At 67.9% G+C, this 13914-nt stretch carries 12 protein-coding genes and 4 pseudogenes; 9 read left to right on the top strand and 7 right to left on the bottom strand.

Annotated features, from left to right (window positions below; all coding sequences use genetic code 11):
- Nucleotides 1–10: 10 nt before the first annotated feature.
- A pseudogene (locus tag HO151_RS03905) lies at nt 11–745 on the bottom strand (alpha/beta hydrolase); the annotation flags it as partial.
- Entirely contained in the window at nt 705–911 is a 207-nt protein-coding gene (locus HO151_RS03900; RefSeq protein WP_217422839.1) for a hypothetical protein, read from the bottom strand. The pseudogene HO151_RS03905 and the gene HO151_RS03900, both read right to left, overlap by 41 nt.
- A gap of 888 nt (nt 912–1799) precedes the next feature.
- Here HO151_RS03900 and HO151_RS07355 point away from each other — a divergent pair.
- Together HO151_RS07355 and HO151_RS03890 are read left to right on the top strand one after the other, a co-directional pair.
- Nucleotides 1800–2405, top strand: coding sequence for an RNA polymerase sigma factor (locus HO151_RS07355; RefSeq protein ID WP_368039413.1), 606 nt, complete (start codon nt 1800–1802; stop codon nt 2403–2405).
- On the top strand, nt 2402–3436 hold the full coding sequence (locus HO151_RS03890) for a CU044_5270 family protein (protein ID WP_173894705.1): 1035 nt from the start codon (nt 2402–2404) through the stop codon (nt 3434–3436). The genes HO151_RS07355 and HO151_RS03890 overlap by 4 nt, the downstream gene beginning before the upstream one ends.
- A gap of 142 nt (nt 3437–3578) precedes the next feature.
- Here HO151_RS03890 and HO151_RS03885 read toward each other — a convergent pair whose 3' ends face one another.
- Nucleotides 3579–4559 carry a zinc-binding dehydrogenase gene (locus HO151_RS03885; RefSeq protein WP_173894704.1) on the bottom strand — a complete coding sequence of 327 codons (981 nt, stop codon included), beginning with the start codon at nt 4557–4559 and terminating at the stop codon, nt 3579–3581.
- A gap of 214 nt (nt 4560–4773) precedes the next feature.
- Between HO151_RS03885 and HO151_RS03880 the strand changes: the two genes are divergently transcribed.
- A complete protein-coding gene (locus HO151_RS03880) occupies nt 4774–5220 on the top strand; it encodes a MarR family transcriptional regulator (RefSeq protein ID WP_173894703.1) in 447 nt (148 codons plus the stop codon).
- A gap of 7 nt (nt 5221–5227) precedes the next feature.
- Here the strand turns inward: HO151_RS03880 and HO151_RS03875 are convergent.
- Nucleotides 5228–6218 (bottom strand): annotated as a pseudogene (locus HO151_RS03875) (IS3 family transposase).
- A 317-nt stretch (nt 6219–6535) separates the two neighbouring features.
- Nucleotides 6536–7156 (bottom strand): NAD(P)-dependent oxidoreductase, encoded by a 621-nt coding sequence (locus tag HO151_RS03870; protein WP_173894702.1) that lies wholly within the window; start codon nt 7154–7156, stop codon nt 6536–6538.
- A gap of 150 nt (nt 7157–7306) precedes the next feature.
- Between HO151_RS03870 and HO151_RS07595 the strand changes: the two genes are divergently transcribed.
- Both HO151_RS07595 and HO151_RS03860 read left to right on the top strand, forming a co-directional pair.
- Nucleotides 7307–7999 carry an NUDIX hydrolase gene (locus HO151_RS07595; protein ID WP_368039412.1) on the top strand — a complete coding sequence of 231 codons (693 nt, stop codon included), beginning with the start codon at nt 7307–7309 and terminating at the stop codon, nt 7997–7999.
- Nucleotides 8000–8130: 131 nt separating this feature from the next.
- Complete coding sequence (locus tag HO151_RS03860) at nt 8131–8961, top strand: helix-turn-helix domain-containing protein (protein ID WP_368039410.1); 831 nt, start codon at nt 8131–8133, stop codon at nt 8959–8961.
- Here HO151_RS03860 and HO151_RS03855 read toward each other — a convergent pair.
- A complete protein-coding gene (locus tag HO151_RS03855; RefSeq protein ID WP_173894700.1) occupies nt 8955–9305 on the bottom strand; it encodes a hypothetical protein in 351 nt (116 codons plus the stop codon). The genes HO151_RS03860 and HO151_RS03855 overlap by 7 nt on opposite strands.
- Nucleotides 9306–9581: 276 nt before the next feature.
- On the opposite strand from HO151_RS03855, the gene HO151_RS03850 reads away from it, so the two are divergent.
- Nucleotides 9582–10610, top strand: a complete 1029-nt coding sequence (locus tag HO151_RS03850; RefSeq protein ID WP_173894699.1) for an aldo/keto reductase — start codon at nt 9582–9584, stop codon at nt 10608–10610.
- 445 nt (nt 10611–11055) lie between these two features.
- Here the strand turns inward: HO151_RS03850 and HO151_RS03845 are convergent.
- Nucleotides 11056–11358: pseudogene (locus tag HO151_RS03845) on the bottom strand (transposase); the annotation flags it as partial.
- Nucleotides 11359–11668: 310 nt separating this feature from the next.
- On the opposite strand from HO151_RS03845, the gene HO151_RS03840 reads away from it, so the two are divergent.
- The 3 genes and pseudogenes from HO151_RS03840 to HO151_RS03830 all read left to right on the top strand — a co-directional run.
- Entirely contained in the window at nt 11669–12403 is a 735-nt protein-coding gene (locus tag HO151_RS03840) for a trypsin-like serine protease (protein ID WP_173894698.1), read from the top strand.
- 333 nt (nt 12404–12736) lie between these two features.
- Nucleotides 12737–13519 (top strand): response regulator transcription factor, encoded by a 783-nt coding sequence (locus tag HO151_RS03835; protein WP_173894697.1) that lies wholly within the window; start codon nt 12737–12739, stop codon nt 13517–13519.
- A 1-nt stretch (nt 13520) separates the two neighbouring features.
- Nucleotides 13521–13914, top strand: a pseudogene (locus tag HO151_RS03830) (two-component sensor histidine kinase); the annotation flags it as partial.

Raw genomic sequence — 13914 nt, 5'->3', positions numbered from 1 at the left:
GCGGAGCGCGTCACCGTCCGCTCTTGCCGAACTGAGTAATCGCCTCCAGGGTCATGTCCTGCATCGCAGGACTACCTATGTGTCCGGAGTCGTCGATCACTTTCAGCTCCGCGTCTGACCGCGCCTTGGACAACTCCCATGCAGTCTCCAAAGGGCTGCCCAGGTCGAGCCGGCCGTGGATCCACACTGCCGGGATACCAGCCAGCGGGTGTGCGTCACGCAGGAGTTGTCCATCTTCAAGTCAGGCGTCATTCGCGAAGTAGTGTGCGCAAATCCGAACGAATGCCATCAGTGCGTTGTCAACCTTGTCGCTGTAGGCGCCCGGATGACCGAGTACCTCGTGGGCGATGACAGCATCCTCCCAAGCGCACCAGTCTCGCGCCGCCTTAGCCCTGGCCGCCTCATCAAAGCTGTTCAACAGATGGGTGTAGGCGGCCACAAGATTGCCGCTCCGGTCCGCTTCCGGGAATGCGTCACGAAATGCCTCCCAGGGGCCGGGCAGTAGGCGTCCGACGCCGCGGTAGAGCCAGTCGGTCTCCTCCGGCCGGGTCATGGTGACGCCGACGATGACAACCTCGGAGACTCGCTCAGGATAGCGCTCAGCGTAGGCGAGGATCAGTGTTGAGCCCCAGGAGCCGCCGTAGAGGAGCCAGCGCTCGATGCCCAAGTGCTCACGTAGCCGCTCCATATCGGCGACGAGATGGTCAGTGGTGTTGCGATCGAGACTGACGGACGGGTCGGAACTCGAAGTCGAAGGGCAGCACGAGCGCAGGAGGAGCATGCAGCGCGGCGGTGAGACCGGGCTGGCAGGTGGCCTGCATGGCGCGGCCGAGCGCAGTGTCGGCGTGCAGTTGGGGCAGAGTGAGGTCGACGTCGTATTCGTGCCAGAGCAGCAGGTGCAGCGCGAACACGCGGGCCACGGCGTCGTCTTCGGCGTGGGGCCGATCAGGCGCAGGTGCGGGGCGGGCGATACGGACAGCGGCAGGATACGGGTGCGGGAGGGCGGGCGGTCGCGGTGGCGTGCCAGGGCGAGCGCGGCGACGATCCGGCAGCCGGCCGTCCTCGCGGCAAGGATGAGCGGCGTGGCCGCAGCAGGCAGCAGCCGCACGGCGCCTACGAGACAGGCCGGTGGCTGGAAGGGGCGTCGACTACCGGTCCTGGCCGTACAGGGCGGGCCAGTGGCGGGTGAGGACCTTGAGTGCGGCGGCGCCGAGGTGGGTGTCCCCGTGTGCGGCACGGCTACCGGTTCGGTCGTCATCAGTCGGCCCTGGGACGCAGGGCGTCGGCGAACGCGCGGGCCGCGGAGGCTGCCGCGGCGGCCGGAGCACGCGGTTCGGCCTGGATGGGGCGTACCACGGCGGAGCCGACGACGACGGCGTCCACCCAGGCGGCCGCGGTGCGTACCTGGTCGGGGGTGGAGACAGGCCGGTGGCGGCCGCCACCGGCACCGAAGTGAGGTCGCGGACCTGACTGCTGAGAGCGGGCAGATACACCCCGACGGGCCCGGTGTTGCCGGCAGACCACTGGTGGCGGAGGCGTGGATGAGGCCGACCTCGTCGAGTTGGTGCAGCACGGCGGCACTGTGCCAACCTCCCTGGCCGGGCAGCGAACCGAGCACATACTTTCGGCGGAGGGCCGATACCGGCGAACGTGTACCGGCCTCGACGGTCACCCGCGCCGAGTCCCGGATATCAGCCTGGCCCGGTTCCCTTGAGCAGTCGTGTCAGCAGGTGACGCAGACCACAGGAACTCCACCCGCTTCGTGGAGAGAAGAGGGTGTGAAGGACTCAGAGAACGAAGTGCGCCGCCGCGTGCGCGAGGGAGACCGCGCGGCGTTCGCCCAGCTGTACGAGGAGTTCGCCCGCGCCGTGTACAACCACGGGTTGCGCCTGACCGGCGACTGGTCGACAGCTGAAGAGATCATGTCCGAGACGTTCCTTGCCGCCTGGCGCACGCGCACGCGCGTACGGGAGGACGGCGGTTCCCTGCTGCCCTGGCTGCTGGGCATCGCCACCCACAAGGCGGACAACGCCCGGCGGAGCCTGCGCCGGCGCCAGCTGTTCCTGGCGCGTCAGCCCCGGCCGCCGAGTGTGGAGGACTTCGTGCCCCAGCTGGCCGGACGCATCGATGACGCGCGCCGCCTGCGTGCCGTTCACGTCGCCCTGGACCGGCTGAAACGCCAGGAGCGGGAGGTGCTGGCCCTGTGCGTGTGGTCCGGCCTGGACTACCAGCAGACGGCCGAGGCTCTGGGCATCGCGGTCGGGACCGTACGCTCCCGGCTCTCGCGTGCCCGCAAGAAGCTCGCCCGTCTCGCGGAAGAAAACCTGGAACCGGGCTCCGCCCGCGGAGAGATGACAAGTGCGGCCGCAATCGCGGCCCTGCCCGTGCGGGAGGAGCCCACATGAAGGACAGGATCACCTCCACTTCCCGGGAGTGGCACGGCGACCGCGAGGAAATCGCCCGCCTGCTACCGCCCCCGGCCGACTGGGACGTTCCGCGCGAGCAGCACCTTCGTCACAAGGATCTGCTGATGCGTACCATTGACCGCGCCCACGCCGAACGTGCCCGGCCGGTCCGCCGGCTGCTGCGCCCCGCGCTCCTGGTGCCGACGACCGCGCTGGCCCTGGCCTGCGCGCTGAGCGCGGGAATCGCCCTGACCGACAGCGGCAAGGGGGCCTCCGGCACCGCGTCGCACGGCGCGGCCACGGACATGCAGCCGGCCGCGGCTCTCCTCGACCGGATCTCCGCCGCCGCCGGGGAACACCCCGCCCCCACCGTGCGGGACGACCAGTTCGTCTACACCAAGGAGAAGACCCGCAGCGCCGACCTGACGACCGGAAAGGCCGTACTGGGCCCGCTGACGGACCGTGAGGTGTGGTATGCCCAGGAGCCGGGACCTCTGCTCAAACCCGGTCTGATCCGGGAAGACGGCAAGACCTTTCCCATCAACGCCGAACTCGGCGACACACACGGCACGGCGGCCGGCATCAACCGGCCCACCTACCAGTGGCTCAGCTCCCTGCCCACCGACCCTGACAAGCTGCTGACCTACTTGTACACGAAGACTCCGCACACCAAGGGCCGCGAGCGCGACCAGGCGGTGTTCGAGCAGATCGGCTCGCTGCTCGGCGCAGTGATGCCGCCCCGTACCGCTGCCGCCCTCTACCAGGCCGCGGCGAAGATCCCCGGTGTCACCCCGGCCCCGAAGGCGCGCGACGCAATCGGCCGCCAGGGCCTTGGCATCGCCCGTGACGACACCCGTTACGGCATCAGGACCGAGTGGGTCTTCGACAAGAAGGACTACACCTTCCTCGGCTCCCGCAGCTACCTGACCAAGGACGAAACATACGGAGAGTCCGGCACACTGCTGTCCAGCAGCGCCGAGCTGGACCATGCCGTGGTCGACAAGGCCGGCGAATCGCCTGCCGCCGGGTAACGGACATGGAATGGGCGGGCCCGGCACTTTCGTCGGGCCCGCCCATCACGTGCGCGTGCACGTGGTCTCCTCCATACGCCGACCCGGCACGCATCCACCTCTGCTCGATCCACTTCAACATGTCGGTCCCACAGGGAACAGTTCAGGGCAGCAGGACCAGTTTTCCCGTGACCTCGCGGTTTTCGAGGCGCCGGTGGGCCTCGGCGGCATCCTGCAGCCGGAGCGTGGTCACCTTCGGTGCGATGGCTTCCTGTGCGAGCAGCTCGGTCAGTGTGGTGATGTCGGCGCGGAAGGCGGCGGTGTCCCGGTCGACCGCGCGCTCCACGGTGTGCAGGGCCAGGCGGGGGCCTGGAGTCAGCTTGGCCCGTGCGATCGCTGCGGCGGTGCGCAGCAGGGCCCCGGTACGGGAATGTCCCGAACCGGCGGCGAAGCTGAAGCCGTAGGAGACGACGACGCCGGTACCGGCGGTTGCTCTGCGGGACTGTGCCAGCGAGGGTCCTCCGACGGGGTCGAACGTCGCCGCGACCGGGGCGGGGACCGCGGCGGCGTTCGGTGCCCATGTCGCGCCGAGCGCTTCGACCTGGGCTCGACGCGAAGGGCTGGACGTGCCGTGGACAATGACGCCGGCGTGGGCGGCGAGCTGGCACAGCGCCGACCCGACCCCGCCGGCCGCGCCGAGCACGAGGACGCTCTGTCCCGGCTGCGGCCGGGCGACGCGCTGGAACATCTGCCACGCCGTGAGGTAGTTGAGCATGAGCGCGTCGAGCACAGCGGCGTCCGGCCCTTCCGGCAGTGGAGCGACCCGTCCCTGCGGAGCAAGTACGTGCGTTGCGTACCCACCGGTGCCGACCAGGGCCCCGACGCGCTGACCGATCGCGAGGTCTCCGACGCCGGGGCCGACGGCGTCGATGTGGCCCACCGCGTCGAATCCGAGCACGCGCGGCAGGCGGCCGGGATTGAGACCTTGACGGGTGGTGATGTCGTTGAAGGCGACGCCCGCCGCCTCCGTACTGATCCGGACCTGGCCAGGTCCCGGGGACGGCAGGAAGTGCTCCTCGACGCGCAGGACGTCCGGCCCACCGGGTGCTGAAAGTGTGACGCTCAGGGCTGCGATTGGCTTCATACATGAGAGATTACATGATTTTCTCAAGTAAATATCGTCGATCCCCGTGATGCGGTGAAGGGGACTGTGTGCCACCCGGCCTTCGGAGCCCCAGCGTTGTTGGGTGTTAAAGTCAAGGAGAAAGTCATGTAATCGGCAGGCTGGGTACGCTATACCCCATGCCAGCAGGCGCACGTCGTCAGACGGCGCCATCGAGGTGAGCGGGAGGCGTGACGTGCCATCCAGTGATATCGCGGCCCGAACGCTTGATCAGGTGATGCAGCTTGCCGCACGCATCACGGGCGTTATGCGTAACGGCCTGGAAGAGCTGGACCTCACTGAGCCGCTGGCCAATCTGCTCTGGATTCTCGACCCAGCGGCAGCCCCACTCCCGCTGCGCAAGCTGGCGGCACAACTGCACTGCGACCCGTCCAACATCTCCCAGTTGAGCGTGCAGCTGGAGGACAAGGGTCTTGGGCAGCGCCGCCCCCATCCGGAAGACGGGCGTGTCCGAACACTGGTCCTGACCGAGCGGGGCGTTGAGGTGCGCACCCAACTGCTCGACCTCGTCGCAGCACGCTCCCCGCTGTCGGTGCTCGGCGAGGCCGAGCAGCATCGGCTCCAGGCGATGCTGACCAAAGCGCTTGCCGCGCCGCGCCAGAGCCTTGACCCCGGATCCTGAGTACGGGTTATGCGGCTGGTGCCAGCGTAGTTGGTGTGTGGTGAAGGGCGTTCTCGAAGACGATCGGTGATCGTTGTCCGAGGCGGAAGTGTCGGCGTCGGGTGTTGTAGCGGTGGGGCCATCTGAAGGCGTCGAGTCGGGCCTCGCGCTCGGTTGGCCAGCTCTTTCGTCCTTGCAGGGTTTCGCGTTTGAAGGTCGCGTTGAAGGACTCGGCGAGTGCGTTGTCAGCGCTGGACCCGACCGCGCTCATGCTTCGCCGGACCCCTGCTGACCTGCAGGATTGGGCGAAGGCCCTGCTCGTGTACTGGGCTCCGTGGTCGGTGTGCATGATCGATCCGGCGAGGCTGCCGCGGGTGCGGATCGCCGCGGCCAGGGCGTCGGTCACCAGGTCCGCAGGCATGTGGCCGGCGATCGCCCAGCCGGCCAGACGGCGTGAGGCGAGGTCGGTGACGGTCGCCAGGTAGCAGAATCTTCCGCCGTCGATGGGCAGGTAGGTGTTGTCGCCGACGTACTTCGTGTTCGGCTTCTCGGCACTGAAGTCGCGACCGATCAGGTCCAGCGCTTTGGCCGCCGCCGGATCGGGGACGGTGGTGCGGTGCCGACGGCGCAACCGGACCCCTTCGATCCCGGACACCCGCATGATCCTCGCGACCCGCTTGTGGTTGACCGCCTCACCGCTGGCCTCGCGGAGCTCGGCGGTAATCCTCGGGGCTCCATAGGTGCCGTCCGATTCCTGGTGTACGGCCCGTATCTGGGCGGCCAGGCGGGCGCCTGCCGCCTGCCGGGCGGCCCGGTCCGCAGCTGTCCGGCGGCTGGGACGGTTCCTGAGCCCGGCGTCCCCGGGGCCGGCTCACTCCGGCCGCCCTCACCCAGTTCCGCAGCGTCTCCGGGTTGATCCCCAGATCGGCGGCAACCGACCTGATCGTCGCCTCCGGCCGCGACTCGTACAGCGCGACCGTGTCCGCTTTGAACTTCGACGGGTAGTTCTTCAGGACCACGAGATGTCCGTTCTCAGAGCCTCAGGATCCAGTATCTCGTGTGTTCAGCATCAGGGGTCAACGCCCCGGCTCTCGTCGACCGTGTTCTTCCGACCCACAATCAGCACTGACGGCGCGCACCGTTAACGGACTTGAGCCGCAAGACAAGGAATCCCGCGCCAGCCGGACTGGGCCCGGCGCGGGAGCCGTCTGTGCCCCGGCCAGCTGGCGCGCCCCGTACGGCGGGTGGCCGGGGCACACCGCACCCTGCATGCGATTGCGCTCAGCTGCACGATCCGTACGGCGCGCTGGCTCGTGAACTGTTCGGCTTTTGCAGATCAGCGCTCCAGGGGAAGGGCGATGCGGCCCGGGTAGCGAGGATTCTCCACCTCGTCGAGCATGGCGGCGGCCACCGTGTCACGGCTGACACGGGCGGGGAAGAACCTCTTTGGTGCTTCGTCGAGACCGACGGTGCGCCGAGCTGGGCTGAGCCGGTTCTTAGACAGCGGACCCGCGTGGAAGACCGTACCGCCGGCTTCGAGCACGATGCCGTCCGAAGCAACCTTGTCGGCCAGCTCAGTGCCGAGGCCTTTGAGTGCGAACCGGATGGGCAAGCCGGCGGCTTGCGCCGACGGGCCGGTCCCGTAGGCGCCGAGCCAGATGATGCGGTCAGGGCGCGCCGCGACCACGGCTCGGGCGCCCGCACTCAGCACGCCCGACTGCTTCTCGCCCCTGACCCAGCCGAGACCGGACAGTACGCTTTCGCTGCCCCGCAGCGCCTCGGCGATGGTGTCGATATCATGGACGTCTGCAGCGACGCGGGTCAGCTGAGGCGAGTCAGGGACGACTATGCGCGCCGGGGTGCGGGCTATGGCGGTGACGGTGTGTCCACGCTCCAGTGCCTGCCGGGTCAGGGCGAGGCCTGTGGCACCAGAAGCGGCAAGAATGGTCAGGTGCATGGTGCATCCTTTGTCAGCCGGCGTAGTGACGTCACAAAAAGTGGGGTGTGATCGGTAGGCGTCCTGCCAGCCACGAGCCGACAGGATGTTGCTTTCACGGTGTCACCTCTGAACGCCGCCAGCCTGGGCCACATTGGCCCCCTCCAGTTGATGCGCTGGTGTCGGATCTCGCCAGGGAGGCGGCGATCCATCAGGGCGGTCATCACGAGGTGCATCATGGCTCCGGAATGGTGTGGGCGGGTCGCGGTGCTCGATGAGCAGGAACTGCCCGCCCGGCACCTTCGCCGATATCCGGAGCGACAGCTTCGGCGTCGGCCCGGGCCTGCTCGTCCAGACGGTTCAACACCCGCTTGGCGATCGCCAGTTCAGCCCGCTCGGCCTGGACCTCCTGGAGTTGCCTGGGCAGCTTTTCCGCGGAGCGTCCAGCGAGAGAGTCTCGGCACCAACGCCGAGATGCTCTGGTCGCTGCCCGGTGGCGGGGTTGAGGACGGCGAGTTCCTGCACGAAGCTCTCCGGGGCGAGCTGCGGGAGGAGACCGGACTGCTGGTCGGGGACCCGGTGCGGACCGCATTCCTCATGCACATCGACTCCGAGCCACACCTCTCGGCCTTGGCCGCAGCCTTCGAGATCGACGCGTGGACAGGGAACCTCAGGCCGCAGGACGACGACATCGAACAAGCCGCCTTCTTCGCCCGGCCCGACGCCCTGAAGCTGCTTGGTGCACTGGACAGCGCAACACAGCGGGAGTCCATCGTCGGCTACCTGACTGGGGCCACCGCGCCGGGAACCACCTGGCTGTACCGCAACCGGGACGCGGAAGAAACGCTCGTCGCCCGCTGGTGACGCCAGACAGCGGCCACCATATAAAGATCACGATCTGCAGCCGGAATATTAAGCTTGGGTCAGGCTGTTCCCCACGACACCGAATGAAGGGCCAGTGCATAGGTTGAACTGATCATCGGTATTATGGATCTGTGACAGACCTCAGCCTTCTGGGAACGGCACTGCGGGAACTTCGTGAGCGCACCAAACCTGAGACGGTCGGGGTCATCAGCACCGGCCCACGACGGACGCAAGGTTTACGCCGAGAGGAACTCGCCGACCTTGCCGGGATGTCCGCGGACTACCTCAGACGTCTCGAACAGGGACGTCGTCACCCCTCACCCGGTGTACTGAAAGCCTTAAGCCGCGCACTGGACGTGACCGCGAAGGAGTACGAACATCTGTGCAGACTGGCCGGGTACGCGGCCACGAACGGCCGCGTATCGCGTGATCTCACCCCAGGCGCGCAGCGGCTCCTGAAGCAGCTGGACGGCACTGCAGCCTGTATTTGTGACGCGACATGGACGCTGATCGGTTGGAATTCAGCGTGGCAGGCACTCACCTGCGACAACCCGACGACATACCCCCAGGCCGACAATCTCGCCTGGCGGGTGTTCGTCGCCGGAACGAGCCGAGTCAGTAGATCGGCGGAGCACACCGCAGCTTTCGAAGGTCTTCTGGTGGCCGACCTGCGTGCTGCGTCACTGCGCTATCCGACCGATGAACAGCTCGCTTCGCTGATTACGGCTTTACGCGACGCCAGCGACGCATTCGACGCGCTGTGGAACAGCGTGCCGAGCGCCGAATACCACGAGAACCAGATGATGCTGAACCATCCACGCGTCGGCGGAATCGTTCTGGACTTCAGTGTGATTGACATTCGGGACGGCGACCTGCGGGCATTGATCTTCACGGCATCCCCCGAATCTCACAACTCCGCACAACTGAAAAAGGTCTACTCGTCGGGCAAGGATTCCTACTGATTCCTGATATGCGACAGATCCTTGTCGAAGACACGGGTATGCGGCCCCTCTCTGTTGAGGGAGTGTGGGGGCAGGCGCGCGAGGGCTGCGGCGGCGGGTGTGGAGATGTCCGGGCCGGGATGCAGGCCGAGGCGCCGAAACAGGCTCGTCTGCGCTGCCGGCAGCTGTGCGTAGGGCCACTGGAGTACGTTGCGGACCGCGGCGTAGGGATCCTGGCCCCAGCCCAGTGCGTCGAGTTTGGAGTCCTCGTCGACGAGCTCATCGACGATGTGGGCGACGGCGATATGTTCGTACGCGGTGGCACGCCGGCGTCGATCCGCTGTGCGAGCGGCAACCGCGCGCACAGCCGGATGAGGCTCTCCACCGCGGCTGGCTCCGCCCGGGCGCGAACTGCCCAAGCAGAACCTGCTCATCGCGCACGACATCCGACTCGGCCACAAAGCGTTCTCCATCGACACCTGGCATCCGGCGTGCCGCGATGCCCGTCAGGCCCACTTGCAGAAACGGAACAAGGTTCCGTATGCTCGTTGAGGCGGATCGGTGTTCCGCTTTGTTTCTCACGCTCCGCCCCATCGCCGACCGGTGACCAAGGGGTGGAGCCTTACCTCAAAGGACAACCCATGCAATACCGCACACTGGGGCGCACCGGTGTCCAGACCAGCGCGCTGGCGCTGGGCGCGATGAACTTCGGCTCGATCGGCCGCACCACCCAGGCCGATGTCGACCAGATCGTCGGCGCCGCTCTGGACGCCGGGATCAACCTCATCGACACCGCCGACATGTACAGCCGTGGGCAGTCGGAGGAGATGGTCGGCAAGGCGATCACCGCGCGCCGCGACGATGTCGTGCTCGCCACGAAAGCCACCCTGCCCATGAGCGAGGAGCGCAACCACCAGGGGGCCTCGCGTCGCTGGCTCACCAAGGCCCTCGACGACAGTCTGCAACGCCTCGGCGTCGACCACGTCGATCTCTACCAGATCCACCGCTGGGACCCTCGGACCAGCGACGAGGAGACGCTCGCGACGCTCACCGACTTCCAGCGCGCCGGAAAGATCCGCTACTTCGGGACCTCGACATATCCCGCGTACCGCCTCGTACAGGCCCAGTGGGCCGCCCGCGAGCACCGGCTGGGCCGCTACGTCACCGAACAGCCGAACTACTCCATCCTGCAACGTGGTGCGGAGAGCGAGGTCCTGCCCCTTGCTGAGGAGTACCACCTCGGGGTGCTCGTATGGAGCCCGCTGGCGTCCGGCTGGCTGACCGGCGCTGTACGCGAGGGCCGTGAGGTCACCACGAGCAGGTCCTCATTCATGCCTCAGCGCTTCGACGTCTCCGTTCCGGAGAACCGGGCCAAGATGGACGCCGTCGAGAAACTGGCCGCGCTCGCCGACGAGTCCGGCCTCAGCATGATCCAGCTGGCGCTCGGCTTCGTGACCGCCCACCCGGCAGTCACCAGCGCCCTGATCGGCCCCAGGACCCTGGAACACCTGCACTCCCAACTGGCCGCCGCCGACACCACCCTGTCCACAGAGATCCTCGACGCCATCGATGCCATCGTGGCACCCGGAGTGGACCTTGCCGCACACGAGAAGAACCCCACTCCCGCACCTGCAATCGCCCACCGTGCCCTGCGCCGCCGCACTTCCTGACTCCCACCGCCCACGGCAGTGGGCGAGCCATCACCAAGTCCACCTAGCCAGCGCAGGGGCGAGCTGGGATGCCGACGACAGCGTGCCCTTCCACCGCAAGGGCTCCAACCAGTTCTTGGACGAGGCCGCGGCCGGCGACACCATCCGAGTCGCCTGCGCCGCCCGCCTCTGCGAGCGGGGCCTGGACCTGCCGGTGCAGAGCGCTCTGTTCTCCGGGACCGACCCGGCGGCCGATGACTGCGCGACCACGCTGAGGGTCGGCCTGCTCGCCCGCGTCCTGCAGTTCCAGTGCAAACTGTTCTCAGGGAACACCGTGCAAGGCATCGCCGCCGCGTGCGCGCAGCGGGGCGTGCTGGGGTCACGGTGGTCATCGCCGTTTCTCAGGACGATGTCCCGCCGTATGCTGCGGGCGCCAGCCGCCCGGGGGCGCCTCTATGTCTTTCAGTCAAGCGAGGCGTGGGGTTCTGGGTTCATAGAAGGTGCCGTCGCGGAGCATCGCGAACAGCACGTTGGTCCGCTGGCGGGCCAGGAGGAAAAGTGCCTGGGTGTGGGTCTTGCTGCGGGCCCGGCATCGGTCGTAGTAGGTGCGGGAGGCGGGGTCGTGCAGCGCGGCGAACGCTGACAGGAACATCGCGCGTTTCAGTTGCCGGTTGCCGCCGCGGGGTGCGTGTTCGCCGTGGATCGAGGTCCCCGATGACTTGGTGGCCGGGGCAAGACCGGCGTAGGAGGCCAGGTGGGCAGCGGTGGGCTTGAAATGGTCCGGGGCCCGCCTCTGCATGGGCCGTGAACTCCTCGCCAAGGTCCGGCTCCATACTGCCCTCGCGCTGATACACAGCTGAGGGGAAGCCGCGATCGGCACGATACGAGACGGAGGTCTGCCGGAGGAATGACGGACTCATAATCCTCGTCGGAAGGGGCGGTCGGGCGTCGGCCGCCCCGCGAGTCCGCCGGGGCCGCACCCGGTGGCAGACGGAAGTGAGTCCACCTTGCGCAAGTCAGTGAGCCGACGGGCGGTCACCTCCCTCGCGGGTGTCTGCGCGTCGGGAACCGTGCTCGCTATGGCACCCGTCGCCTCGGCGATCGTCGGTGGAGTGCCGGTACAGGACGGCGAGCGGCCCTTCGTCGTGCAGATCGAGCAACAGGGCGATGACGGAACCTGGTCGCACTACTGCGGCGGAGCACTCGTCCACAGCCGCGTTGTCGCCACGGCGGCGCACTGCGCCAGGTTCGCCGAGCAGGGCATGGTCAAGATCCGGCTGGTTCTGGGGCGAACCGACTCGAGCACGCCCGGCGGAACAGTGGTGACTGACGACCGCTTCTCCGTCTACAGCCACCCCGACTTCAACACCGCGACCAACACGGACCTGGGGCTCATCGTGCTCGACAGCTCGGCCGACCAGCCTCGCGCGGCCCTGCCCCCGCTGGGAACGCAGCTGCGGCCGGGGCGTCTCGTACACGCCGCCGGTTGGGGACGTACCGATCTTGCCGATCCGAGCAAGCCGTCCCGTATGCACGAAGTGAAGTTGCCCGTCAACAGATTCGACACGGAGGGCGGTGCCTGGGACGAGGAGTTCATCTGCGCGGGCACCGCCGAATCCCGGGTCGGCCCCGGGGACAGCGGGGGACCGTTGTTCGATACGAAGGCCTCCGGTAAAACGGTCGTGTATGGGCTCGTGACCGGCGACACGAATACCTGCACAGGGCTCTTCACGAACCTGGCCGACCCCACCATCTGGAAGCCGTTCCGCGACCCGCTCGACTCTCATAGGCTCGGGCACGTCATCCCGGACTGAACCACACGGGTGGCGTACTGGGCCAAGGCGCTCTCTCCGCGGGCGGCTTCACTTGGACTCGATTCGCCCCAATGGGCCGACGCTCTCCGACAGGGACTCTTGCGCTGCCGACCAGTCGTTATCCTCAATGCCGAGTGCGTGGCGAAGGTAGGCCCGGTGACCTGCTGGATCAGGGCTACACGCTCGCGGCTTTCGTCTGTTGCTTCCCGGATCTCGTAGCCCGCGATCCCGCCGATAGAGCACCGATACGCGGCTGATACACGGTTGAGCCTGGGCGGAGGCACGGTTCTGGCAGGGTGGGAGAGCTCTCGAACCTACCTCCGGACGGAAAAGATGCCCGTTTCAGCAGCCGACGTGGTCGCGCGCGTGACGATCCTGCTCGTCGAGGACGACGCGGTGATCCGCAGATCCGTCACGATGGCGCTGGAGCGCTACGGCTACCGCGTCATCGCTGCCGCCGACGGGCTGACCGGACTCGAACTGTTTCGGGAGGGCCGGCACGATCTGCTGTTGCTGGACGTGATGCTGCCTGGCCTCGACGGCATCGGGCTGTGCCGCCGGATCCGGGAGAGCAGCGTGGATCCCGTCCTGATGATGTCAGCGCGCGGTGACGCCCTGGACGTCGTCTCGGGTCTGGAGGCAGGGGCCGACGACTACGTGGTCAAGCCCGTCGACACCGCCGTGCTGGTGGCCCGGATCCGTTCGCTGCTGCGGCGGGCCACATTCACCCCGGCCCCCGGCACGGCAGCCGGGCCCGTGGCCGATCGTCCAGGCATGTCGGACCGGCCGGACCGGCCGGACCCGCCGGGGAGGCCCGGCCGCGACCGGCACGCTCGGCTCGTCTTCGCAGACCTGGCCATCGACACGGGTGGCCTGGAGGTGTTCCGGGCCGGCGAACCGGTCGCGCTGGCCCCCACCGAACTGCGGCTGCTGCTGGAGTTCGCCGCGAACCCGGGCATCGTGCTGGACCGGCAGACCCTGCTGCGCGACGTGTGGGACTACGGCTGGGACGGCGACAGCCGCGTGGTCGATCTGTGCGTGCAGCGCCTGCGGAAGAAGATCGGGGCCGAGCGGATCGAGACCGTCCGCGGCTTCGGCTACAAGCTGCGGCGCTGACGTGGAGACCGTACGCGCGCTGCCGTACTGGCGTTCGCTGCGCTGGAAGATCGCGCTACTCGTCACCGTGGCGTGCTGTGCCGTCGCGGTGACCGTCGGGCTGCTGGTCCACCGCAGCACCCTGGAACGGTCGATGAACGACGGTGCGGCCAAGGCCCTGACCCAGTTGTCCAACGCCGTGGAGGACTACGAGCGGGACGGGGTCCCGCCCGATGGTCTGGTCGTCTCGCCCGGGGAGATGCCCGACGAACTCCTGCGCCGCCTTCAGGACCGGCAGGGCAGGACGGCTGGCTACGCCACCTGGTACGACGGCGACAACCCCGGCGACCACCCCTCGATGTGGGCCGTTAGGACCCTGCGTGGCGCTCCCGTGGCCATGAGCGCCGACATGACCC

The organism is Streptomyces sp. 8P21H-1, from assembly GCF_013302945.1.
This window is presented reverse-complemented; position numbering and strand designations above follow the sequence as displayed.

What these genes read in the sequence shown, in the direction of transcription:
- HO151_RS03890 (WP_173894705.1), top strand. Translation starts at nt 2,402, where the DNA reads ATGAAGGACAGGATCACCTCCACTTCCCGGGAGTGGCACGGCGACCGC.
- HO151_RS03885 (WP_173894704.1), bottom strand. Translation starts at nt 4,559, where the DNA reads ATGAAGCCAATCGCAGCCCTGAGCGTCACACTTTCAGCACCCGGTGGG.
- HO151_RS03870 (WP_173894702.1), bottom strand. Translation starts at nt 7,156, where the DNA reads ATGCACCTGACCATTCTTGCCGCTTCTGGTGCCACAGGCCTCGCCCTG.
- HO151_RS07595 (WP_368039412.1), top strand. Translation starts at nt 7,307, where the DNA reads ATGCGCTGGTGTCGGATCTCGCCAGGGAGGCGGCGATCCATCAGGGCG.
- HO151_RS03850 (WP_173894699.1), top strand. Translation starts at nt 9,582, where the DNA reads ATGCAATACCGCACACTGGGGCGCACCGGTGTCCAGACCAGCGCGCTG.
- HO151_RS03840 (WP_173894698.1), top strand. Translation starts at nt 11,669, where the DNA reads ATGGCACCCGTCGCCTCGGCGATCGTCGGTGGAGTGCCGGTACAGGAC.
- HO151_RS03835 (WP_173894697.1), top strand. Translation starts at nt 12,737, where the DNA reads ATGCCCGTTTCAGCAGCCGACGTGGTCGCGCGCGTGACGATCCTGCTC.